Annotated in this window: 18 protein-coding genes; 13 read left to right on the forward strand and 5 right to left on the reverse strand. The window is 39.4% G+C overall.

Annotated features, from left to right (window positions below; all coding sequences use genetic code 11):
* Positions 1-107: 107 nt before the first annotated feature.
* The 3 genes from rpoB to F938_RS22055 all read left to right on the forward strand — a co-directional run bounded on the left by rpoB (position 108) and on the right by F938_RS22055 (position 9176).
* The gene (gene rpoB, locus F938_RS22045) at positions 108-4196 is read left to right on the forward strand and encodes a DNA-directed RNA polymerase subunit beta (protein ID WP_004826241.1); all 4089 of its coding nucleotides are present in this window, start codon (positions 108-110) and stop codon (positions 4194-4196) included.
* A gap of 144 nt (positions 4197-4340) precedes the next feature.
* Positions 4341-8534, forward strand: coding sequence for a DNA-directed RNA polymerase subunit beta' (gene rpoC, locus F938_RS22050; RefSeq protein ID WP_004826243.1), 4194 nt, complete (start codon positions 4341-4343; stop codon positions 8532-8534).
* Positions 8535-8618: 84 nt separating this feature from the next.
* Entirely contained in the window at positions 8619-9176 is a 558-nt protein-coding gene (locus F938_RS22055; RefSeq protein ID WP_005035283.1) for a hypothetical protein, read from the forward strand.
* 87 nt (positions 9177-9263) lie between these two features.
* Here the strand turns inward: F938_RS22055 and F938_RS22060 are convergent, their stop codons facing one another.
* Positions 9264-10628, reverse strand: coding sequence for an amino acid permease (locus F938_RS22060; RefSeq protein ID WP_004826246.1), 1365 nt, complete (start codon positions 10626-10628; stop codon positions 9264-9266).
* Between the two features lie 266 nt (positions 10629-10894).
* Here F938_RS22060 and F938_RS22065 point away from each other — a divergent pair, with 266 nt between their 5' ends.
* The gene (locus tag F938_RS22065) at positions 10895-11251 is read left to right on the forward strand and encodes a hypothetical protein (RefSeq protein ID WP_004826248.1); all 357 of its coding nucleotides are present in this window, start codon (positions 10895-10897) and stop codon (positions 11249-11251) included.
* Positions 11252-11388: 137 nt separating this feature from the next.
* Here F938_RS22065 and F938_RS22070 read toward each other — a convergent pair whose 3' ends face one another.
* Complete coding sequence (locus F938_RS22070) at positions 11389-11877, reverse strand: PaaI family thioesterase (protein ID WP_005035285.1); 489 nt, start codon at positions 11875-11877, stop codon at positions 11389-11391.
* Positions 11878-11997: 120 nt separating this feature from the next.
* On the opposite strand from F938_RS22070, the gene F938_RS22075 reads away from it, so the two are divergent.
* The 3 genes from F938_RS22075 (at position 11998) to F938_RS22085 (ending at position 14971) form a co-directional block, all read left to right on the forward strand.
* A complete protein-coding gene (locus F938_RS22075) occupies positions 11998-12867 on the forward strand; it encodes an alpha/beta fold hydrolase (RefSeq protein ID WP_005035288.1) in 870 nt (289 codons plus the stop codon).
* A gap of 130 nt (positions 12868-12997) precedes the next feature.
* Positions 12998-14413: a Na+/H+ antiporter family protein gene (locus F938_RS22080; RefSeq protein WP_005035290.1), complete on the forward strand. Its 1416-nt coding sequence runs from the start codon at positions 12998-13000 to the stop codon at positions 14411-14413.
* 162 nt (positions 14414-14575) lie between these two features.
* Positions 14576-14971 carry a hypothetical protein gene (locus F938_RS22085; RefSeq protein ID WP_005035291.1) on the forward strand — a complete coding sequence of 132 codons (396 nt, stop codon included), beginning with the start codon at positions 14576-14578 and terminating at the stop codon, positions 14969-14971.
* A gap of 77 nt (positions 14972-15048) precedes the next feature.
* Here the strand turns inward: F938_RS22085 and F938_RS22090 are convergent, their stop codons facing one another.
* The gene (locus F938_RS22090) at positions 15049-15252 is read right to left on the reverse strand and encodes a hypothetical protein (protein ID WP_227549151.1); all 204 of its coding nucleotides are present in this window, start codon (positions 15250-15252) and stop codon (positions 15049-15051) included.
* Between the two features lie 593 nt (positions 15253-15845).
* Here F938_RS22090 and F938_RS22095 point away from each other — a divergent pair.
* The 4 genes from F938_RS22095 (at position 15846) to F938_RS22110 (ending at position 19452) form a co-directional block, all read left to right on the forward strand.
* Positions 15846-16457 (forward strand): OmpW/AlkL family protein, encoded by a 612-nt coding sequence (locus tag F938_RS22095; protein WP_005035293.1) that lies wholly within the window; start codon positions 15846-15848, stop codon positions 16455-16457.
* Positions 16458-16620: 163 nt separating this feature from the next.
* Entirely contained in the window at positions 16621-16962 is a 342-nt protein-coding gene (locus F938_RS22100; RefSeq protein ID WP_005035295.1) for a lysozyme inhibitor LprI family protein, read from the forward strand.
* Between the two features lie 93 nt (positions 16963-17055).
* Entirely contained in the window at positions 17056-18987 is a 1932-nt protein-coding gene (gene htpG / locus F938_RS22105; RefSeq protein ID WP_005035296.1) for a molecular chaperone HtpG, read from the forward strand.
* Positions 18988-19047: 60 nt separating this feature from the next.
* Positions 19048-19452, forward strand: coding sequence for a hypothetical protein (locus F938_RS22110; protein WP_005035297.1), 405 nt, complete (start codon positions 19048-19050; stop codon positions 19450-19452).
* 80 nt (positions 19453-19532) lie between these two features.
* Here F938_RS22110 and F938_RS22115 read toward each other — a convergent pair whose 3' ends face one another.
* Both F938_RS22115 and F938_RS22120 read right to left on the reverse strand, forming a co-directional pair.
* Complete coding sequence (locus tag F938_RS22115) at positions 19533-20684, reverse strand: hypothetical protein (RefSeq protein ID WP_005035298.1); 1152 nt, start codon at positions 20682-20684, stop codon at positions 19533-19535.
* 644 nt (positions 20685-21328) lie between these two features.
* Positions 21329-22030 (reverse strand): DsbA family oxidoreductase, encoded by a 702-nt coding sequence (locus F938_RS22120; protein WP_004826262.1) that lies wholly within the window; start codon positions 22028-22030, stop codon positions 21329-21331.
* Between the two features lie 177 nt (positions 22031-22207).
* Here F938_RS22120 and F938_RS22125 point away from each other — a divergent pair, with 177 nt between their 5' ends.
* Both F938_RS22125 and F938_RS22130 read left to right on the forward strand, forming a co-directional pair.
* Complete coding sequence (locus F938_RS22125) at positions 22208-22957, forward strand: hypothetical protein (RefSeq protein WP_005035299.1); 750 nt, start codon at positions 22208-22210, stop codon at positions 22955-22957.
* Between the two features lie 23 nt (positions 22958-22980).
* A complete protein-coding gene (locus F938_RS22130; RefSeq protein ID WP_227567128.1) occupies positions 22981-23832 on the forward strand; it encodes a DKNYY domain-containing protein in 852 nt (283 codons plus the stop codon).
* Positions 23833-23917 lie beyond the last annotated feature (85 nt).

Below are 23917 nucleotides of genomic sequence, written 5' to 3' on the forward strand. Positions count from 1 at the left end.
CACTGAAATTTGCAGCATTTGTATAAAAGTGGTGGTCATATCGACCTGCGTAATTCCTTCTAAGTTCGTTCTGCAGGCGGGCTTAGTTTACTTTCCGAGGACTCCAGATGGCATACTCATATACCGAAAAGAAACGGATCCGTAAGAATTTTGGTAAATTGCCCCAAGTCATGCATGCTCCGTACTTGCTCGCGATTCAAGTCGACTCGTACAGAACATTCTTGCAAGATGGCAAAACTCCAAAAAATCGCGAAGATATCGGTCTCCAAGCTGCATTTCGTTCAGTTTTTCCTATTGAAAGTTATTCGGGCAATGCTGCTTTAGAATTCGTTGAGTATAGTCTTGGTAAACCAGAGTTTGATGTTCGCGAGTGTATTCTTCGCGGTTCAACCTTTGCGGCACCAATGCGCGTTAAAATTCGTTTGATCATCAAAGATCGTGAAACGAAATCTATCAAAGACGTACGTGAACAAGAAGTGTACATGGGTGAAATGCCACTCATGACTGAGAATGGTACTTTTGTAATCAATGGTACTGAGCGTGTAATCGTATCTCAATTACACCGTTCTCCGGGCGTCTTCTTTGATCACGATAAGGGTAAAACTCATTCAAGTGGTAAAGTGCTTTATTCAGCACGTATCATTCCTTACCGTGGGTCATGGTTGGATTTTGAATTTGATGCTAAAGACTTAGTATTTGTTCGTATTGACCGTCGTCGTAAATTGTTGGCGACTGTTATTCTACGTGCATTGAACTATAGCAATGAACAAATTCTCAATATGTTCTATGAGAAAGTACCTGTATATCTTGATATGGGTAGCTATCAGATTGACCTTGTTCCAGAACGCCTTCGCGGTGAAATGGCGCAGTTCGATATTGCAGACAATGACGGTAAAGTGATTGTTGAACAAGGTAAACGTATCAATGCACGTCATGTGCGTCAAATGGAAGCTGCGGGTTTAACTAAACTTTCTGTTCCTGATGAATACTTGTATGAGCGTATTACAGCTGAAGATATTACTTTACGTGATGGTGAAGTGATTGCTGCTAATACCATTTTAAGCCATGAAGTATTGGTTAAAATCGCTGAAGGTGGTGTTAAACAATTTAACATCTTGTTCACCAATGATATCGATCGTGGTTCGTTTGTTGCAGATACACTACGTGCAGATACGACAACAGGTCGTGAAGAAGCACTTGTAGAAATCTACAAAGTCATGCGTCCAGGTGAGCCACCAACAAAAGAAGCGGCTGAAAACTTATTCAATAACTTATTCTTCTCTACAGAGCGTTATGACTTGTCTCCTGTAGGTCGTATGAAGTTTAATCGTCGTTTGGGTCGTCCTTATGAAGTCGGTACAGATCAGAAGTCTCGTGAAGTAGAAGGTATTCTTTCTAACGATGACATCATTGATGTATTGAAAACATTGGTAGAAATCCGTAACGGTAAAGGTGAAGTCGACGATATCGATCACTTAGGTAACCGTCGTGTACGTTCTGTTGGTGAAATGACAGAAAACCAATTCCGTGTTGGTCTAGTTCGTGTTGAACGTGCTGTAAAAGAGCGTTTAAACCAAGCTGAAACAGATAACTTGTCTCCACAAGATTTGATCAATGCGAAACCAGTTGCAGCTGCAATCAAAGAATTCTTTGGTTCAAGCCAATTGTCTCAGTTTATGGATCAAAACAATCCATTGTCTGAAATTACGCACAAACGTCGTGTTTCAGCGCTTGGTCCTGGTGGTTTGACACGTGAACGCGCAGGCTTTGAGGTACGTGACGTACATCAAACTCACTATGGTCGTGTGTGTCCAATTGAGACACCTGAAGGTCCAAACATTGGTTTGATCAACTCACTTTCTGTATATGCAAAAGCCAACAACTTCGGTTTCTTGGAAACACCATACCGTAAAGTGGTTGATGGTCGTGTAACGGATGATGTTGAGTATTTATCTGCGATTGAAGAAGTAGGCACTGTAATTGCACAAGCCGATTCTGGTGTAGATAAAGACGGTCACTTGACTGAAGAATTCGTTTCTGTACGTCATCAAGGTGAATTCGTTCGTATGCCTCCTGAAAAAGTGACGCATATGGATGTATCTGCTCAGCAGGTTGTTTCTGTTGCTGCATCACTTATTCCATTCCTTGAACACGATGATGCGAACCGTGCATTAATGGGTTCAAACATGCAACGTCAGGCTGTTCCTACATTGCTTGCTGACAAGCCACTTGTTGGTACAGGTATGGAAGCAAACGTAGCGCATGACTCTGGCGTGTGTGTAATCGCAAAACGTGGCGGACGTATTGAGTTCGTTGATGCTTCTCGTGTTGTTATTCGTGTGAACGAAGATGAAATGATCGCGGGTGAAGCAGGTGTAGACATCTACAACTTGATCAAATACACACGTTCAAACCAAAACACTTGTATCAACCAAAAAGTTCTTGTGAGCTTGGGCGATAAAGTAGGTCGTGGTGACGTTCTTGCTGATGGTCCATCGACTGACGGTGGTGAATTAGCGCTTGGTCAAAACATGCGTGTCGCGTTCATGACGTGGAACGGTTATAACTACGAAGACTCGATCTTATTATCTGAGCGTGTACTTCAAGAAGACCGTTTGACTTCGATTCACATCCAAGAGTTGTCATGTGTAGCGCGTGATACCAAGTTAGGTGCAGAAGAAATTACTGCAGATATTCCTAACGTGGGTGAAGCAGCTTTATCTAAACTTGATGAATCAGGTATTGTTTATATCGGTGCTGAAGTTTCAGCAGGTGACATCCTTGTTGGTAAGGTAACGCCTAAAGGTGAAACACAATTAACACCTGAAGAAAAATTACTTCGTGCAATTTTCGGTGAAAAAGCTGCGGATGTAAAAGACTCTTCTTTACGTGTTTCTTCAAGCGTAAAAGGTACAGTGATTGACGTTCAAGTGTTTACACGTGACGGTATCGAGAAAGATGAGCGTGCTCAAGCAATTGAAAAAGCGCAACTTGATGCTTACCGTAAAGACTTGAAAGAAGAGTTCAAAATCTTCGAAGAAGCTGCTCGTGAACGTATTGTGCGTTTATTGAAAGGTCAAGAGTCAAATGGTGGTGGTACAACGAAACGTGGTGACAAGCTAACTGAAGACGTATTGTCTAACTTAGAGCTTGTTGATCTGTTAGAAGTTCAACCAGCAGACGAAGGTATTGCTGAGCGTTTAACGCAGATTCAAGTGTTCTTGAAAGAGAAGAGCCACGAGATCGATGAGAAGTTTGCTGAGAAAAAACGTAAACTTTCAACGGGTGATGAACTGACAACTGGTGTGTTGAAAGTTGTTAAAGTTTATCTTGCTGTTAAACGTCGTATCCAGCCTGGTGATAAGATGGCGGGTCGTCACGGTAACAAGGGTGTTGTATCAAACATCTTACCAGTTGAAGATATGCCGCATGACATCCATGGTGTTCCAGTGGATGTGGTACTTAACCCACTCGGTGTACCATCACGTATGAACGTGGGTCAGATTCTTGAAACTCACTTGGGTATGGCAGCGAAAGGTCTTGGCGATAAGATCGACAAGATGATGAAAGAGCAACGTACTGTTCTTGAACTTCGTGAATTCTTAGACAAGATTTATAACAAAGTTGGTGGCGAGCAAGAAGATCTTGATAGCTTGACTGATGAAGAAATCTTGGTGTTATCAGGTAACTTGCGTAAAGGTGTTCCTTTAGCTACACCAGTATTTGATGGTGCAGAAGAAGGACAAATCAAAGAGTTACTTGAACTTGGTGGTATCTCACGTACAGGTCAAACAGTATTGTATGATGGACGTACAGGTGAGCGTTTTGACCGCCCAGTAACAGTAGGTTATATGTACATGCTCAAGTTGAACCACTTGGTTGACGACAAGATGCATGCACGTTCTACTGGTTCTTACTCACTGGTGACTCAACAACCGCTTGGTGGTAAAGCACAATTCGGTGGTCAGCGTTTCGGTGAGATGGAAGTTTGGGCACTTGAGGCTTATGGTGCTGCTTATACACTTCAAGAAATGTTAACTGTGAAATCGGATGACGTTGAAGGTCGTACTCGCATCTATAAGAACATTGTAGATGGTAACCATTATATGGATCCGGGTATGCCTGAATCGTTCAACGTATTGACCAAAGAGATCCGTTCTTTAGGTATCAACATTGAACTGAAAAATGGTGACTAAATCCCCCTTGATCCCCCTTTGTTAAAGGGGGGATTTCCCTTCTTTCTTAAAGAGGGGGCAGGGGAGATTCCAAATCTCAGTGAAAAAACAATATTTGTGACCCAGCCGTAGAGAAAATGCCTCTTCGGCACACGGAGAAAAAAATTGAAAGACTTGCTCGATATCATGCGCAAAAAGACGGACTCAGACGGTCATGCTCCAGTAGAGTTTGATCGCATCCGTATTGGTCTTGCGTCACCAGAAATGATTAAGTCATGGTCTCACGGTGAAGTTAAAAAGCCAGAAACCATTAACTATCGTACGTTTAAGCCAGAACGTGATGGTTTATTCTGTGCCAAAATCTTTGGTCCAGTAAAAGATTACGAATGCTTGTGCGGTAAATACAAGCGTATGAAATACAAAGGCGTCATTTGTGAAAAATGTGGCGTTGAAGTAACAACTGCGAAAGTTCGTCGTGAGCGTATGGGTCACATCGAATTGGCTTCTCCTGTTGCTCATATTTGGTTCTTGAAATCATTACCAAGCCGTATCGGTTTACTTCTTGATATGACTTTGCGTGATATTGAACGTGTATTGTATTTCGAATCTTATGTGGTGACTGATCCAGGCATGACGCCAATGGAGAAGTACCAACTTCTTAATGATGAAGAATACTTTACTGCGTTAGAAGAACACGGTGATGAATTCAGCGCTAAAATGGGTGCTGAAGCAGTTCAAGACTTGTTGAAAGATATCGATCTTGAAGCTGAAATTTCTCGTTTACGTGAAGAAATTCCAAACACAACTTCAGAAACTAAGCTTAAAAAAGCGTCTAAACGTTTGAAGTTGATGGAAGCGTTCAAAGAGTCAAACAACAAGCCAGAATGGATGGTGATGAATGTACTTCCAGTACTTCCACCTGATCTTCGTCCGTTAGTACCGCTTGAAGGTGGTCGTTTTGCGACTTCTGACTTGAACGATCTTTACCGTCGTGTGATTAACCGTAACAACCGTTTAAAACGTCTTCTTGACCTTGCTGCGCCAGACATTATCGTACGTAACGAAAAACGTATGTTACAAGAGTCTGTCGATGCATTGTTAGACAACGGTCGTCGTGGTCGTGCGATTACAGGTTCGAACAAACGTCCGCTTAAATCTTTGGCTGATATGATCAAAGGTAAACAAGGTCGTTTCCGTCAAAACTTACTTGGTAAGCGTGTTGACTATTCAGGTCGTTCGGTGATTACCGTAGGTCCATCATTACGTTTGCACCAATGTGGTCTTCCAAAGAAAATGGCACTTGAATTATTCAAGCCATTCATTTTTGCGAAATTACAAGCTTCAGGTCAAGCAACTACCATTAAAGCTGCGAAGAAAATGGTTGAGCGTGAAACACCAGAAGTATGGGACGTTCTTGCATCTGTAATTCGTCAGCATCCAGTAATGTTGAACCGTGCGCCAACACTTCACCGTTTAGGTCTTCAAGCGTTTGAACCTATTTTGATCGAAGGTAAAGCGATTCGTTTACACCCACTCGTATGTGCTGCGTTTAACGCCGACTTCGATGGTGACCAAATGGCGGTTCACGTACCATTAACACTTGAAGCTCAGTTAGAAGCTCGTGCGTTAATGATGTCGACAAACAACATCTTGTCACCTGCAAATGGTGAGCCAATCATCGTACCTTCTCAGGACGTTGTATTGGGTCTTTACTACATCACACGTGATGCAGTAAACGCCAAAGGTGAAGGCATGGTGTTTGCGGACACACATGAAGTAAACCGTGCACTTGCGACAGGTCAAGTTGATTTACATGCTCGTGTTAAAGCGCGTGTACACCAAACAGTGATTGATGACAACGGTAACCGTGAACATCAAACTATTGTTGTAGATACAACACCGGGTCGTTGCTTACTTTGGGAAGTTGTTCCTGAAGGTATGGATTTCCAACAAATCAACGTAGAGATGACCAAGAAAAACATCTCTAAATTGATTAACTCTTGCTACCGTAAATTAGGTTTGAAAGATACTGTTATCTTTGCTGACCAATTGATGTACTTGGGCTTCCGTCAAGCAACACGTTCAGGTGTTTCTGTGGGTATGGAAGACATGTTGATTCCACCACAAAAGCAAGCAATTATTGAAAAAGCTGAAGTTGAAGTTCGTGAAATTGAACAACAATTCGAGCAAGGTTTCGTAACTGCTGGTGAGCGTTATAACAAAGTTGTCGATATTTGGGCGCGTACCAACGACCAAGTTGCAAAAGCGATGATGGATAACTTGTCATTCACAACTGTTAAAAATAAACAGGGTGAAGATGAGAAGCAAAAATCATTCAACAGTATCTACATGATGTCTGACTCTGGTGCCCGTGGTTCGGCAGCTCAGATTCGTCAGCTTGCAGGTATGCGTGGTTTGATGGCTAAACCAGATGGTTCGATCATTGAAACACCGATTAAAGCAAACTTCCGTGAAGGTTTGACAGTACTTCAGTACTTCATTTCAACACACGGTGCGCGTAAAGGTTTGGCAGATACAGCACTTAAAACTGCGAACTCGGGTTACTTAACACGTCGTCTTGTCGACGTAGCACAAGATTTGGTCATTACTGAGCCAGATTGTGGTACTTATGACGGTCTTGTAATGACTCCATTCATTCAAGGTGGCGATGTCATCGAGAACTTAGGTGCTCGAGTATTGGGTCGTGTACTTGCTGAAGATGTCAAGAAACCAGGTACAGATGATGTCCTTCTTCCACGTAACACATTGATCGACGAGAAACTTGCAACGTTCCTTGAAGATAACGGTGTTGACGAAGTTAAAGTACGTTCAGTTGTAAACTGTGCTTCAACATTCGGTGTATGTGCGAAATGTTATGGTCGTGACTTGGCTCGCGGTCACTTGGTGAATCCAGGTGAATCTGTTGGGGTTATGGCTGCACAATCAATTGGTGAACCTGGTACACAGTTAACCATGCGTACATTCCACGTGGGTGGTGCTGCAAGCCGAACTTCTGCTGCAAACAGTGTTCAAGTACGTAACAAAGGTACAGTTCGTTTCCATAACGTTAAAACTGTTCAACATGCCAAAGGTCATTTGGTATCTGTTTCACGTTCAGGTGAAATCGGTATTGCGGATGACTTAGGTCGTGAGCGTGAACGTTATAAACTTCCATACGGTGCGTCTATCTTGATCAAAGATGGTCAACCTGTAGAAGGCGGCGGTATTGTTGCAACTTGGGATCCGCATACACATCCATTGGTAACAGAAGTTGCTGGTAAAGCACGTTTCAGCCAAATTGCTGATGGTGTAACTGCAACATCGAAAACTGATGATGCAACAGGTATGACGACTGTTGAAATCTTACCTGTAACAGCTCGTCCTGCTTCTGGTAAAGATTTACGTCCTGCAATCGTGTTGGATACAACCGATGGCGGCGAACAGTTCTACTTCTTGCCACAAAATACAATCGTGACTGTTCGTGATGGCGAAACGATTGGTGTGGGTGATGTCATTGGTCGTGTACCACAAGAAACTTCACGTACTCGTGATATTACCGGTGGTCTGCCACGTGTAGCTGACTTGTTCGAAGCACGTAAGCCAAAAGAGCATGCGATCCTTGCTGAAATTTCAGGTGTTGTAAGCTTTGGTAAAGAAACCAAAGGTAAGAACCGCTTAGTGATTACACCAGATGATGGCTCTGAAATTTATGAAGAGTTGATTCCTAAATGGCGTACCATTAACGTGTTTGAAGGTGAGCATGTGAACCGTGGTGAAACCATTTCTGATGGTCCACAGAACCCACATGACATCTTACGTTTGAAAGGTGAAGTTGCATTAACCAACTACATCGTGAACGAAGTTCAAGACGTTTACCGCTTACAAGGTGTAAAAATCAACGATAAGCATATCGAAGTGATCGTGCGCCAAATGTTGCGTAAAGTTGACATTACTGATGGCGGCGATACAAGCTTCATCAAAGGCGAACAAGTGGATTACATCCGCGTTGTGGGCGAAAACCAAGCGGTATTGGCTCAGAACAAGTTCCCTGCGAAGTATGAGCGTCAATTGATGGGTATTACCAAAGCATCGCTTTCTACTGACTCGTTCATCTCTGCTGCATCGTTCCAGGAAACCACACGTGTGTTAACTGAAGCGGCTGTAACAGGTAAAGAAGATGATTTACGTGGCTTGAAAGAAAACGTTGTTGTAGGTCGCTTGATTCCAGCAGGTACTGGTCTTGCATACCACTTAGAACGTCGTCGTCAAGAAGCAGAAGCTGCTGAGCATGAGCTTGTAAATGACTTCTCCGAAGTTGATCAAGCATTCTCTCAGGCTTTAAACGAAGATTCTTTCTAAGTTAAACAGCTTTTGAAATGAAGAAGACGCCTCAGGGCGTCTTTTTTTATATAATCAAAAAATGGAAATTAAAATCAATCTAGAATGAAAATAAATACTGTAGTGAAGACCTTAACTTTGATGACGATTTGTCCATTATTGTTCATGATGTTGCTGCCTGTACCTGCATTAGAACATGGTTGGCAAATTGATATGATGCAATGGATCAATCAATTTTTAAAAATTCAAAGTACCACCACAGGTGAGCTGGAACAATTTAGCCTGTTTGTTAAGACCTACCTGAGCTTGCTGTGTCCACTGTGGGCGTTACTGATTATTTATGCGATATATAAAGACGATAAAGTTGAGCAACCTAAACTCAATCAGTTTAAACCTTTAGATGCGGTGATCATTTTTGCTTGTTTCTCATTTTGCATTGGCTTTGCAACGATACTGAGCCTATGGCATTTAAATCCTTCATTGGTGTCTATCCGTGTTAAAAACAGTTATTTATTTAGAATTTTGTATGAGTACAAATTGGGAATTATTTTGGCTGAACTGTTTTACTTTGGCATTCTCCTTTTAGCACTGACAGGGATTATAGGTGTTCTATTTGCAATCATCATCAATATCAAACAACGATTAATGTACAAGTCGGAATGATAAATTTTAATAAATCGCAGAACTAAGGGAACAAAAAAAACCGCTGGAATTCAGCGGTTTTAAGTTCAGTGAAACCCAAATTTTTATTTATGAAGATCGTGGTTTCACCCAGAGTTGATAAGCAACAGCCAATAAAGCAAGCCAAATCGCCCCAACATAAAGTGCAGGACGTGAGGCTGGAAAATAACCAATCATGGCAATGACAAAGACCATAAATGCTGTGGCTAAAATCGGTGCAACAGGCCATCCAACTACAGGGAAATCGAGCTTTTTAATTTCTTCAGCACTGAGTTTTTTCCGCATGCCAAACTGGGCTAATAAAATCATTAACCACACATAAACAGTTGCAAATGTTGCAATCGAGGCAATGATTTCAAACACATTTTCAGGAATCAGGTAATTTAAGAGTACCCCAACCAAAAGCACGCTTGCCATGACGATTACGGTCATAAACGGTACGCCATTTCTTGATGTTTTGGCAAAACTTGCTGGCGCTTTGCCTTTGATTGCCATGCCATACATCATTCGCCCGGCGCCAAAAACATCACTGTTAATTGCAGAAACAGCAGCAGTAATCACCACAATGTTTAGAACGGCAGCCGCTGATTTGATCCCTAGGCTTTCAAATATTTGCACAAATGGACTGCCATGAGAACCGATTTGATTCCAAGGAAAAATCGACATCAGTACAAAAATAGTCAATACATAGAATAGGATGATGCGAAAAGGAACAGCATTGATGGCTTGAGGTATTGCCACTTTAGGATCTTTGGTTTCTCCAGCAGTCACACCAATGATTTCTATACCACCAAATGCAAAAACAACCACAGAAAAGCAGGCAATAAAACCAGCAATACCATTGGGAAAGAAACCACCATGTGTCCAAAGGTTCGATATACCTGAACTAAATTCAGTATGTGGAATATGCAAACCGTAGAGCATGATGCCAAAACCACCCAAAATCATGGCAATAATGGCAGTGACCTTAACGATGGATAACCAAAATTCCAATTCACCATAGACTTTGACATGGATCAGGTTAATCGCACCCAAAAAGAAAATTAGAGACAGAATCCAAACCCAACGTGCAACATCGGGAAACCAAAAACCCATGTAAATTCCAAAGGCAGTGACATCGGCGATCGCAACAATGACCATCTCAAAGACATAGGTCCAACCTGTGGTAAAACCTGCAAATGGACTGATATATTCAGAAGCGTAATGACTAAAAGAATCTGAAACAGGATTATGGACAGCCATTTCACCTAGTGCACGCATCACAATATAAATTGCAATACCGGCAATCATATAAGCCAGTAGTACAGATGGACCTGCTTGCTGTATAGCCGAGGCTGAACCGTAGAATAAACCTGTGCCAATAGCAGAACCTAAAGCAAGGAAACGGATGTGGCGGGTATTGAGTCCCCGTTTTAAAGTGGAAGTTTGTGACATGATAAGCTCCAGTCTTAGCTATAGTTTATAGGAGCTTGATAACGAGTTCATGCTTTTATCCGTAAAATAAGCAATTTACCTTCCATGAATGCACCATTTGTAGCGATTGGATCAAAGCTTAAGTCATTGCCGAGTGTTAAACAAAGTTACAAATGGATGCAATAAAGCAATCATTTCCTCACGAATTTATCTTTACTTTCCATGAGATAATTTCAAGTGGAAGAGCTGTTTGATTGACTTTTTGTAATAACAGAAGGAATAAGAGCATGAAAAAGCAAATAATGACCATGATGTGTGTAGCTTTACCTATCGTGATGCTGACAGGTTGTGAAAACATGTCTGCAAATGATAAGCGTATCGGTTCCGCAGCGCTTGGTGGTGCTGTTGGTGGTGGCTTAGGTAATCATGCAGGTAATGGTATTGGTGCGGCTGTCGGTGCTGGTGGTGGCGCGGCTGTAGGAAGCAAGGCAAGTAATGGTTCAAATCGCAACGCAACTTATAGTGGTGTTGGTGCAGGTATTGGTTCAGTGATTGGTAAAGGTATTCTAGGTGGTGACGCTGGTGCTGCAATTGGTGGTGCAATTGGTGGTGGCGCAGGTGCAGCCATTGAGCAAAACAAATAAGTCACTCAATGAACGATAAAAACGCTATGTTGTATTGATTCAGCATAGCGTTTTTTTATTTCTATCGTTTATATTTAACTTATTTAGTAGACCATTAAACAGGTTTAAACGATATTGAATGTCGTCTACTAAAGTCATTAACGTTTTAACGGATGTGGATTCTTACGACGGATATAAACGGTTTTTTGTACTTCAGCAATTCGTAACCCTGAATCATCAAAAATATTTAATGTGTAGTTACGATACACAGGCTTATAGTTCTGTGCCAGATCTTTAACATGTTCGATTTCAGCAGCATCCAATCGAATATCGGCATAAACCGTACTGCGTCCGGGTGATAGAAAATTAATGCTCGCAGCTTTGTCCCACACCATGTATTTAGGACCAAGGTGATGCATCAAAAGAAGCATATAAAATGGGTCGACCATCGAATATAAACTGCCACCAAAGTGAACCCCAACAATGTTTTGATTGTTGCGTGTCAGTGGCATTTTGACCCGAATATGATAGTTTTTCAGATCAATTTTTTCGATTTCAATTCCTGCACCTTTGTATGGAGAAAAATGATTCAACATAAATCTAGATACAAATGGAATTGTCTGTAGTTTCTTGATTAGCGCATTCATGGTCAATTCTAGTTATCTATTTTTCAACCATAATAAAGAACTCAAGGCAAAGTGGCATTGATCGAAATGCCCTCTAGAGCGAAATCATAGCCAATGGTGAAAACAATAAAAGGTGACTCAATGCAAGCGCAAACTTATTGGATCTCGACGCAGGATAAGCAAAAACTTTATGCAAAAACATGGGGGAATGCTGAAAACCCCGCGTTGGTCTTGGTGCATGGTTATCCTGATAATCAGGAAGTTTGGGAACCGATTATAGAGCAATTGATTTCAAAATTTTATATTGTGACCTATGATGTTCGTGGCGCAGGGCAATCCTCTATTCCAAAACGTATCCGTGATTATGCTTTACCGCGGTTATCGCTAGATTTGGAATGTGTGGTCAATGAATTACTGCCCGAACGTCAGTTTCATTTAGCTGCCCATGACTGGGGGTCAATTCAATCTTGGGAGTCGGTTACTGAAACAAAGTTTAAAAATCGTATTTTGTCTTATACCACCATGTCGGGACCATGTTTAGATCATGCCGCATTTTGGATGCGTGAGCAGTTTTTACATGAAAAACCTAAATTTTTTAAACAATTATTGAAATCTTGGTACATTGTTGCTTTTCAACTTCCGATTCTTGCACCTACCGTCTGGCATTTTTTCAGTCCACAGCGTTGGGGTGCAATTTTAGCGCAATTGGAGAAGACGAAAGATCTACCTTTAAACTCAAATATTGCGAAAGATGGTGAACATGGTATTGGGTTATATCGCGCTAATTTTTTACCACGTTTAGCACGTCCACGTCAGCGTTTTGCGATCTGCCCTGTGCAAGCAGTGGTTCTTTTAAAAGATAAATTTGTCAGTCCTGCGTTGATTGATGAAGTGCCAAAGTGGGCAACTGAATTTGAACGTGTTGAGGTTAATGCAAATCACTGGGCGGTACTGAGTCGACCTCAAGAAATTGCACAATATATTCAAGAATTTGCACTGAAAAATAATTAAAAGCTGATACCCTGAATCGAGGTGATCAATACTGGTTACCTCGTTATTTCACCATCAATTGGATGAATTTACAGCTTCGCTGATATGAATCTGATAAAATATCGCCTTTCAAATTTTCGTAAATTTCTCTATGAATGCTGTCGTTATTGCGATTGCCGTGATGTTTATTTTATCACTGGCACGAGTTTCTGTTGTTTTAACATTGGTCATTTCAGCAATTATAGGTGGTTTGGTCGCTGGTTTAAGCTTAGCTGACACAGTTCAAGCATTTAATGCGGGCTTGGGTGATGGTGCTGAAGTGGCATTGGCATACGCTGTATTAGGTGCTTTTGCTTTGGCATTGTCCAAGTCAGGATTACCTGATTTATTGGCATACAAGTTAATTGGTTTGTTGGGGATGGAAGCGACTCAAAAACAAGCAACAAAAGTAAAATTTTTACTGTTGGGAATTTTGTTGATTGCCGCTATTTGTTCGCAAAACTTGATTCCTGTCCATATTGCTTTTATTCCAGTACTGGTTCCACCATTATTAAAAGTAATGAACCATTTAAAACTTGATCGCCGTGCGGCAGCATGTGTCCTGACATTAGGGTTAGTTGGAACTTACATTTTCCTTCCTGTTGGTTTTGGTGCCATTTTCTTAGAGCAAATTTTGATGGGTAACATCAATAAAATCGGAGCAGCATATCAACTTCATGTAGAACGAAGCATGATGCCTATCGGGATGGCAATTCCTGTGCTTGGTATGGTGATCGGCACTTTGGTTGCAGTATTTATCAGTTACCGTAAACCTCGTCTATATGTTGATCGTGATGTTGCACCCATCACCACCATTGATTTAGACAAACCGCTTCGTGCAGTCAATGTGGAAGAACTCAAAGCAGATGGTATTGCTTTAGGACAGCAAGCCAAACAAGCCCCTGTAATTGCAACGAAAACCATTTTAATGGCTTTGTTGGCAATCGTTTTAACGCTGATCTCGCAACTGTATTCTGGTTCAATGATTCTTGGGGGATTGGTTGGTTTTGCTGTATTGTCCGCGGCAGGAATTTTTAAATGGCAAGAAGCGGATGATGTTTTTGTGCAAGGCATGCGCATGATGGCATTGGTCGGTTTTATCATGATTTCTGCTGCTGGATTTGCCTCAGTCATGACGCATACAGGAGATATCAATCATTTGGTCAATGGTGTGGTACATCTGATCGGTGATAATAAAGCTTTGGCGGCATTTTTAATGCTGTTCATTGGTTTATTTGTGACGATTGGAATCGGTTCATCTTTCTCAAGCGTTCCTGTGCTTGCAGTGATTTATGTGCCATTGTGTGTGCAATTTGGTTTTTCGCCACTGGCAACGGTCGCACTCATCGGTACTGCGGCAGCGCTTGGTGATGCGGGTTCTCCTGCCTCAGACTCTACACTCGGACCTACAGCAGGTTTAGGAGTGGATGGGCAGCATGATCATATTTGGGATACTGTTGTACCTACATTTATCCATTTTAATATTCCTTTATTGGTCTTTGGCTGGATTGCAGCTATGGTTTTATAGAGTGTTATAGCGAATATTTGAGGCTGTTTATGATGCAATCTAAACAGCTTTTTTTGCTGGTTTGATTCAAAAGAACTATTTTTGTCTGCTGTAGTGAGATATCTAATATCTGATTTTCAGATGCGATAAGACATCAATTGTTATCATTGGGAAATCATAAATATGAATATAGACGAATTAGTTAATTATATTGAAGTCGGTATGACTCAGCCTGTTGTCGTAGATCGAACCTTATTAGAAGAGTATGGGCGGTACATAAGGGTTATTGGTTTTTTAAAAAACAATAAAATATTAGTATCTTACTATTTTTATGATGGAAGTGGTGATGACACTGGTGTGGACATTAACCTTCAATATGAGTCACTTGATACAGCAATACAGTCGATTGAGCAATTTCTAGGGCTTTCAATAGATCAGTGGGAAAATTATAATCGAACGGGAAATTATCCAGAGCCTTTAGTGGATTTTGTTGAAGATAAATGGGCTGATTTAATTGCAGGTATTCAACAAGGTACGATGATTCCACAGGGTTATACTGAAATTTATATGAATTTATAGCTTAGTCTGATTTTTTCTTTAATTTTCAAATCACTTTTAAATTAGATTTTTTGCTGAGTTTTCTATCTTTAAATTTTCTAAAAACTGATATCAATATCAATGTGATCTGCAAGGTTAGACACAATATCCTTGCTGGTATTGACTACAATTTTACTCGTTTCAACCACTAGATCGACAAGATCGATAGGATCCGCAGAATTAATTATATCACTTACAGTGCTAGATTCTTTTTGTTCCGATTGTTCTCGTGATTCTAAATTTTCTCTTTCTAAACTATTCATATTTTCTAAAACCATTAAGTAGGTAATTGTGAGACTTTTCAGTAGTTTTCAACACTATTAATGCTTTCAATATGCCTTAGTTATGGAACTGAGGCAATGGACTTAGCTTTTAACTCTTTTAATCGGCGCCAGTGGAATGAGATTGCTCTCAATTTTTGACAGATCAGAATATCATTTTGAGGCAGCATTATCGTTAAGATAGAAAATAAAACGCTACTTGTGATAACGATAAGTTCTTTCACTTTTAGCTTTGTATGGAGTGAAAATGAGTCAAATTAAGTTGGTGGATAATTGGTCAGATTGGTTGAGAATGGTTTTTTAATCCGATCAAATACATTTTATATTTTAAATATAACATGTATTTTGTATGCATTATTAATTTATAATAATAAACTGATTATTTTATGAAAAATTCTCAATAATCTTGATTAATTTGGTTGGTTTTTAAAACCAACTATTTTAATATGATTAAAATAAATTTATTTATATAACAATTGCTTAAAAATAAAGATTATTTTTGTATTTAAATAAATGTTGCAAAATAATTAATACCTATGTTTAATGTTAATTAATAACAACGCGGGGTATTTATAATGTTAAAGCAACTTGCTCTTATTACATTAATGGGAATTTCTTCTGCTTCATTTGCAGACTGGCAAGTCAAAGTTGGTGGTTCGGTGATTTCACCTACTCAAGACACCAATGTTGCAGGTGTTGGTACTGTGAAAGCTGATCATGAATATGCTTTTACACCATCAGTAGAATATTTCTTTGGTGAAACACCATTTTCAGCTGAGCTTTTGTTAGCTGCACCGATCAGCCATGATGTAAATTTGGATGGTGAAAAAGCAGTTAAACTTAAGCATTTACCACCAACTGTTACTTTTAAATATAACTTTAAAAACTCAACACGTTTTACACCATACATTGGTATAGGTGGTACAGCATTTGTTGCGTGGGATGAAGAATCAACTGGCGCTTTAACTGGCACGAAAGTAAAAGTGAAAGATGACTTTGGTTTTGCTGGTCAAATTGGTTTTAATTTCCAACCAGCCGATGCAAAAAACTGGGGGGTTTTCTTTGATGCACGTTATGCGCAACTTAGCCCAGAAGTGAAAGTGACTGCGGATGGTGCAACTGCTGCAAAATTTGACTTAGATATTGATCCAGTAATCTACACTTTAGGTTATAGCTATAGATTCTAAGTAGATACATTAAAAAGCTCGGTACATACCGAGCTTTTTATTTTTAAACCGATCTTTTTTTTGTTTGAAACAAGAAACCATAAAAAATAGTCATTTTTGACTATATAACAATGTACAAAATCAATTTAATCTAAAACTCATCACTTTATTTTTTTGAATGAATATGAAATTACGAATTCCAATAATATTTTTATTTAGCAGCGGCATTTCAATTACTCATGCAGCCAGTTTTAACTGTGATCATGCCCAAACCAAAACAGAGCACCGTATCTGCGAACAACGCAGTCTAAATGATGCGGATGTTAAAATGGCGACAACCTACAACATTATCCGAAAATTAGTTCCTATGGGAACACGTGGAGTCATTCAAGACCAACAAGTGAAATGGTTACAACTGCGTAATCAATGTCAGGATAATGTGCGTTGTTTGACCGATGCATATCAAATGCGACAACAAAAGCTTGAGACTTATATGAATCGAGTCTATGAACAGGGTCCATTTTAAAAAAAATTTGGTTTTACTATTGAAATATGCTCAAACCACTCCATTTCATACAGCATTCGATAAAAAAGCGTTATGAATTTACGGAGTGATTTTATGAGCGAACAGAACGCACAACAAAATTCAAAAAAGCACAGCTTCCAAGCAGAAGTGGCTCAGCTTTTACATTTAGTGACGCATTCACTGTATTCAAATCCTGAAATTTTCCTGCGTGAACTGATTTCTAATGCCTCAGATGCATGTGATAAATTGCGTTTTGAAGGAATTAATCATCCAGAATTTTATGAAAATGATCCGAACCTACACGTACGTGTCAGTCTAGACAAAGATGCGAAAACCATTACGATTTCAGACAATGGGATTGGTTTAAGCCAACAAGAAGCCATCGATAACTTGGGTACGATTGCCAAGTCTGGAACCAAAGACTTTATGTCTAAGTTGTCTGGTGATCAAAAAGCCGATGCACAGTTGATTGGTCAATTCGGTGTTGGTTTTTATTCAGGCTTTATTGTTGCAGACAAAATCACAGTTGAATCTCGCCGTGCGGGTCTGGATGCATCTGAAGGTGTCCGTTGGATCAGTGGTGGAACGGGTGATTTTGAAGTCGCTCAAATTGATAAGGCTTCACGTGGAACAGATATCATCTTGCATTTACGTGATGATGCTCTGGACTATTTAGAAGCCTATAAAGTAAAACAAATTATCAATAAATATTCTGATCATATCAGTTTGCCAATCGAAATGCAGAAAGAGGTATGGCAGGAAGAAGAAGCGGTTGAAGGCGAAGAGAAAAAGCCTGGTCAATACGTTAAAACGGATGAATGGGAAGCCATTAACTCTGCAAGCGCATTGTGGACACGCAGTAAAGGCGACATCACAGAAGAGCAGTATGTTGAGTTTTATAAGAACCTGACACATGATTTCGAAGCACCACTTGCATGGGCACACAATCGTGTTGAAGGAAGTACGGAGTATACCCAACTACTTTATATTCCAAGCAAAGCACCAAGTAATATTTTCACACGTGAAGCGAAAGCTGGCATTAAATTGTATGTAAAACGCGTGTTTATTATGGATGATGCAGATAATTTGATTCCAAACTATCTCCGTTTTGTGCAAGGTGTTGTAGATAGTGCAGATCTTCCATTAAATGTCAGTCGTGAACTTCTACAAGAAAGTCGTGATGTGAAAACCATTCGTGAAGGTAATACACGCCGTGTTTTAACCACATTAGATGCTTTGGCGAAATCTGAAGATGAAGTAGATCAAGAAAAGTTCAAAACTTTCTATGCTGAATTTGGCTCAGTGATCAAAGAAGGTCTGGGTGAAGACTTTGGTAATCGCGAAAGAATTCTTAAACTTTTACGCTTCTCTACATCGACCAATGATGATGTTTCAACTTCATTGGAAGCGTATAAAGCACGTATGAAAGAAGGGCAAAAGGCGATTTATTATGTGACTGCGGATAGCCTTGCTGCTGCTAAAAACTCACCACAATTAGAATTGTTCCGTAAAAAAGACATTGAAGTGCTATTGATGGCAGATCGTGTTGATGAATGGGCAATGGAATTTGTACATGAGTTTGATGGCACACCGATGCAGAATGTCGCAAAAGGAGCTGTTGATCTCGGTGACTTACAAGATGCTGAAGAGAAAAAGGCACTTGAAGCCGCGGCTGAGCAATTCAAGCCAGTGGTTGAGAAACTATCAGATTCTTTAAAAGCCAAAACTAAAGAAGTGCGTGTAACGACTCGTTTAGTCGATTCACCTGCATGTTTAGTCACTAGCGAAGGTGAGCTTTCTCCACAATTGATTCGTATGTTGAAGCAAGCAGGGCAAGCTGTCCCAGAATCTAAACCAATTTTGGAAATTAACCCAGAACATCCTTTGGTGAAAAAATTGGATGGTTCTGCGCAGTTTGATGATCTAGCCAATGTGATTTTCGATCAAGCGGTAATCGCAGAAGGCGGTTTACCAGATGATCCTGCTGAGTATGTAAAACGTATCAATAATTTATTATTGAAATAAATCGTTGTTGTTTTTCAGAAAGCCTATCTTTAAGATAGGCTTTTTGTTGAAAAATATAAAATGATCAAACTTAAAAGAATTCAATTGATCAGCGGTTTAGTCTTGAGCTCTACCCTGATAACCCCAGTATCCGCATATGAGCTTCCTGCTGTTGAAAAACGCCGTGCCAATACTACAGATTTATCTGTACACAATGCGATGTTTCTAAGACAAGGCACTGAAACTTCTGTATTGGGAATATTAAAAAAAAGTGGGAAAAACTATGAATTGGCGAGCTCGGATGGTCAGCGTGGTGGTTCATTTCCCATAGCTGTGCATCCAAGTCTTAAAATAGATGATGATTTAGTGGGAAAAGAAGTCCGAGCGATTGGACGCATGACTTATGAAACGATGTCGATGCCGAATTCAATTGAAACTTTATATAGTTTTAAATTAGAACTTTATACTATAGAAGCTATACGCTAGTGCGGATCAACAGACTTGTCTCAAGCGAAGTGGATAAGTAAGAACTTATCCACAGTTGCGTTTAAATATTCATCTAATGCTTAAAATAACGCTTCTAAACGAACCAAGGCACTTGGAAAGTGGCTACGGTCTTCGCGACGGTCATTAAAATAATTTAAATCACCTTGGACATAGAACCATTCACGCCAAACAGGTTGTCGCCAAGAGATAAACGGTCCCCAACTGTTCAGTTTAAGGTCATTATTATTATAATAACCTCCAGTATAAATACCGTAGTTAAAACGATTGTTTTTAAAGAATTGATGTTGACGATAGGTGCGGTTATCCCAAGTTAGATCATCGTCTTGTTCATCGGCATAGGTCAGATAAAATTGGTTGGAAATAAACGGCTGATTTGGTCGTGCGTGAGTCAATTCTAAGTTGGTTCTTAGGTAGTTCTCACTGTCGATCCCATAACGATAAATCTGTTCAGCGTGGAAGGTAAAATCATTTCCCAAAGACCAGTCTCTTTGTGCTTTTAAGCGCGCATAAACATCATCCCCTGAACGGATACCTAAGTCTGCATCTAAATCAAAGGGCAAACGTTTTGACAGTTGTGACCAACGCAGTGCAATCGAACTATTATCATCTCTGATTTGTTTACCATCGATTCTTTTGTTTGGATCACCATCTGAATGATTATTTGAAATCGCAATATTGTTGGCAATTTCATCATCTAATGAATCATCACCAAAAACCACACTTAAACGATTTTCTAAGGTAGGGAGTTTAATCTTACCTCGGATACGTGGATTTACATCATAGCCATCATGCTTATTCCACTGATTATCAACCAAAATACGTAATGTTGCAGTTGCAGGGCGAGTTGGGTCAGTTTCTCCAAACCATCCATCCATTTTATTGGCTGTACGATCTACCCAATCGCTGAGTTTTTTCTGCTTTTTATCCGCCCATGTCTGGTCTTCTGTGGCTTGTGTTGGAGGCACAATTACTTGATCAGATTGTTCAGGAAAAATCGTTGGTGTTGAGTCAACGATTTTTGGAATATAGTTGAGTAAGCCTTTTTCCTCTGCCTCAATCGAAGATAATGATTTGCTTGAGTCAGCTTTCTTTGCATCGACATTGGCATCGAGACTATGATTTAGCTCTGCAAAAGCAGAATTCCCCAAAAGACCACCTAATAATAAGGCATAAGGTAATTTTGAGAAAATTAACGATGGAATTTTCTTCATATGCATACTTTCTTAAACGTTGAGTCATTCAGTTTTTAATTTTCAACATCACTATGCCTGAAAAAAACAGTAAATTTCAATTCAATACTGAGAATAGGTACAAAAAACATAAAGTATTGATAAATGAAGTGTATAAATCAAAGGGCAGAACCATGCAAAAAGTACATTTCATCAGTAAAACTGATTATTAATTAAAAATGAAGGATTTATTTTGAATATATTTTAAAGTAGAAAAAATCACTTCAATGTCTAAAAATCATTCAGGATTGTGGATAACTTTGTTTTTATCCTCAAGTGATATTTTATCTGGTGATATACAAAAAAGCCTCCCAAAGGGAGGCTCTTCTGTCTTATAAAACAAGAAAAAATAAGAAACTACAGCGCAAGAATTTCGTGGAAACGAAAAATATGTGCTGATCATAATCTAAGAAAAAAAGTCTGAATAGTTGCCTTTTTGCAACGCTGTATTGCAAAAATGACACGTAAATATATCTAAAAAGTCAATTCAAAATAAGTAATCGAAATGTTTGATAATATTGTGCTCTTAGATGCTAATTTATTTTACTTTTCAAATAATGAATATTCAACTTTGATCTAAATATATATTGAAGAACTCCATTTGAAGAGTTCTTCAATATTGCTATTTATTTATTCGGTACATCACAAGCGTCATCATTGCAGACAGGAGCATCTTGTTGTTCAACATCTTCATCACTTGCAGTTTCCAGTGCTTTTTGTAAGACCTGAACAAATACTTCACGAGGTTGAGCACCTGCAAGAGCAACACGTTGATCAAATACAAAGAATGGTACACCTGTGACTTTCAATTGCTCATGGGCAACTTGCTCGTCAAATTTTACAAAGTCGGCATATTCTTCAGAGTCCAATACATCATCGACTTCTACAGGGTTCAAACCTATACGTGATGCTACATCTTCAATGGTTTCACGTTCACCGATCGGTAAGCCTTGTGTCATATAACTATAGAAAAATGCTTCTTCCGCTTCTGAACCAAGTCCTTTGCTTTGTGCAAGATGGATGATGCGATGGGCGTTAAATGTATTTCCTGAGTTGGCATTTTCCCAATTAAATTGAATGCCTTCCTCAAGTGCCATGGTTGCAATATTACGTTGCATGTCTTCAACTTCTGCAATAGTACGACCATATTTTTGCGCAAGACGTTCTGAGTTTGAAACTTCTTGGCGTGGTGGCGCATCTGGATCAAGTTCAAAACTATGCCAATGGACTTCAAGTTCGATACCTGCTTGTTCTGCCGCTGCTTCTAAACGTTTTTTACCGATATAACAGAATGGGCAAACTACATCTGACCAAATATCTACGCGCATAGGAAATCTCTACAATCTAATTACTGCTTATGATGGGGTTCAGTAAGGAAAATTTAAAGTCAAATTTTGATCATCAAAAGTAGACTACGTTATTTATCATAATTTTGTAGAAATAATATACAGAAATGAGTTGCTTAGGATATTCTAAGATATCTATAACATGGTTTGGAGACTGGTATGCGTCGAATTTTGATCGTGTTCGGTATCATTTTTCTGGCAATTATTGGATTTTTCTACTACGACCATACTTCAATCAAAAATGAAGAAGCAAATCGACAAGCATTCGATATGGTCATGACCGACAAGATGCGCCAACTTTCAGAGCAAGCACAAGATCGCGCTAAGCCTGTCAATATTGATATTCACGATGCTCGATTAAAAGGTGACTATAAAATTTTGTCAGAGTTCTTGCTTAAATATTGGATCAAGAATATTGATACACGAAATGCTTATTTAAATCAGCTTGCAGCGGCTAAGTGGGACCATTTTTTAGATGTAAATCGTTTGGATGCAGACCGTAAGCAAAATTATGTTGAAACCACTCAGATGCTAGGAACTGTGCGTCAAGCCATGCAACAATATCAACAGAACAATATGAAAAATAAAAACGAGGCGCTTGCTGAATTAAAAAAATCTACTTTACGTAAAGATCTGAAAAAACCTTTACAAGATAAACTTGAACAAAGTGCACAACTTGATCCTGAAAATGCGTTGATTTTAAATGAATTACAAATTTTAGGAAAAGCTGAAACCATGTTTGACATGCTGAAAAAATATCAATGGCAGAAACAAGGCAATCAAATTTTGTTTAAAGAAGATGCCCAGGTCAAACAGTTTAACCAGTTGTATCAAGACGTCCTTAAACTAAATAGTCAGATCAATCAGAAAAAGGAACAGAATGCTGAGGTGTTACAAGAAGCTTTGTGAACTCAATACATAGAATTGGATCAATGAGAAATATAAAACGATGGATGCCTATTGCAATATTTATACTGCTATTGGTTGGTGGCATAAGTTATGTCTATCAGACGCCATTTTTGGTTAAACAAGACTGCAAAAGTGTTGCATTATATCGTTATCATTTTGGTATCTATCAAATTGATCGTGATCCAATTCTTGGGTTTGATCGTTATAAAAAGGTTTATGGCTGGAAACAGTTTTTAGGTATAGCAGCCATTCTCTGTGCTGAACAAATTGAGTACGACAAATGTGTTAGCGAAGAGAAGCAAGCAGCCTTGAATGCCGAGCAGGAAAATAAACAATGGGTCCATGTACGGGATAATTTATATATCAATGCTCATCATCAATTGGCATTAAAGTTTCACTACGCAAATCGTTGCAGCCATTTATTCTCTGAACATGTTCAGCCCAGCAAGAGTCTGTCTATGTTTAGCGATCGTTTTTATACACATTTCGGTTTCGGTGGGGATAACGAGCTTTCATTGACAGGAACAATTGATAGCTCGACATTTAAGAGATTAAACCCTTCCAACTTTTATCAAGATAAACGTCATGTTTATCGTTATTTCAACATGCTTGATGGTGGTAATTTTTCTATTTTGGAAGATGCAGATCCAAAAACCTTTAAGTTATTAGGCGATTGCTATGCCAAAGATCGCCATCATATTTACGAAGAACGTTTTGGTCAGCTTAAGGATGCTGATTATGCCACTTTTAAAAGTGGCGCTGATGTTGGATGTGTCGCAAAGGATAAAAATGGTTATTGGTTTTGGGATGAGCGAAAATCTTGGAATGATTTGGATTCTGGAGAAAGAGAACGGGTCAGCGTGCTTGAACATTGAAAGTGTAAGCAATGCGATCAATACAGTCATTGATGTATTGATCAGTTTATTTCAATCAAATAACGAATGATCTGAGCGCAATAAA

Source organism: Acinetobacter bereziniae LMG 1003 = CIP 70.12 (genome assembly GCF_000368925.1).
Lineage (GTDB): Bacteria > Pseudomonadota > Gammaproteobacteria > Pseudomonadales > Moraxellaceae > Acinetobacter > Acinetobacter bereziniae.

Bases quoted from the DNA above. Each gene is read 5' to 3' on its own strand.
- rpoB (WP_004826241.1), top strand. From the start codon at position 108: ATGGCATACTCATATACCGAAAAGAAACGGATCCGTAAGAATTTTGGT.
- F938_RS22055 (WP_005035283.1), top strand. From the start codon at position 8,619: ATGAAAATAAATACTGTAGTGAAGACCTTAACTTTGATGACGATTTGT.
- F938_RS22060 (WP_004826246.1), bottom strand. From the start codon at position 10,628: ATGTCACAAACTTCCACTTTAAAACGGGGACTCAATACCCGCCACATC.
- F938_RS22065 (WP_004826248.1), top strand. From the start codon at position 10,895: ATGAAAAAGCAAATAATGACCATGATGTGTGTAGCTTTACCTATCGTG.
- F938_RS22070 (WP_005035285.1), bottom strand. From the start codon at position 11,877: ATGAATGCGCTAATCAAGAAACTACAGACAATTCCATTTGTATCTAGA.
- F938_RS22075 (WP_005035288.1), top strand. From the start codon at position 11,998: ATGCAAGCGCAAACTTATTGGATCTCGACGCAGGATAAGCAAAAACTT.
- F938_RS22080 (WP_005035290.1), top strand. From the start codon at position 12,998: ATGAATGCTGTCGTTATTGCGATTGCCGTGATGTTTATTTTATCACTG.
- F938_RS22085 (WP_005035291.1), top strand. From the start codon at position 14,576: ATGAATATAGACGAATTAGTTAATTATATTGAAGTCGGTATGACTCAG.
- F938_RS22090 (WP_227549151.1), bottom strand. From the start codon at position 15,252: ATGAATAGTTTAGAAAGAGAAAATTTAGAATCACGAGAACAATCGGAA.
- F938_RS22095 (WP_005035293.1), top strand. From the start codon at position 15,846: ATGTTAAAGCAACTTGCTCTTATTACATTAATGGGAATTTCTTCTGCT.
- F938_RS22100 (WP_005035295.1), top strand. From the start codon at position 16,621: ATGAAATTACGAATTCCAATAATATTTTTATTTAGCAGCGGCATTTCA.
- htpG (WP_005035296.1), top strand. From the start codon at position 17,056: ATGAGCGAACAGAACGCACAACAAAATTCAAAAAAGCACAGCTTCCAA.
- F938_RS22110 (WP_005035297.1), top strand. From the start codon at position 19,048: ATGATCAAACTTAAAAGAATTCAATTGATCAGCGGTTTAGTCTTGAGC.
- F938_RS22115 (WP_005035298.1), bottom strand. From the start codon at position 20,684: ATGAAGAAAATTCCATCGTTAATTTTCTCAAAATTACCTTATGCCTTA.
- F938_RS22120 (WP_004826262.1), bottom strand. From the start codon at position 22,030: ATGCGCGTAGATATTTGGTCAGATGTAGTTTGCCCATTCTGTTATATC.
- F938_RS22125 (WP_005035299.1), top strand. From the start codon at position 22,208: ATGCGTCGAATTTTGATCGTGTTCGGTATCATTTTTCTGGCAATTATT.
- F938_RS22130 (WP_227567128.1), top strand. From the start codon at position 22,981: ATGAGAAATATAAAACGATGGATGCCTATTGCAATATTTATACTGCTA.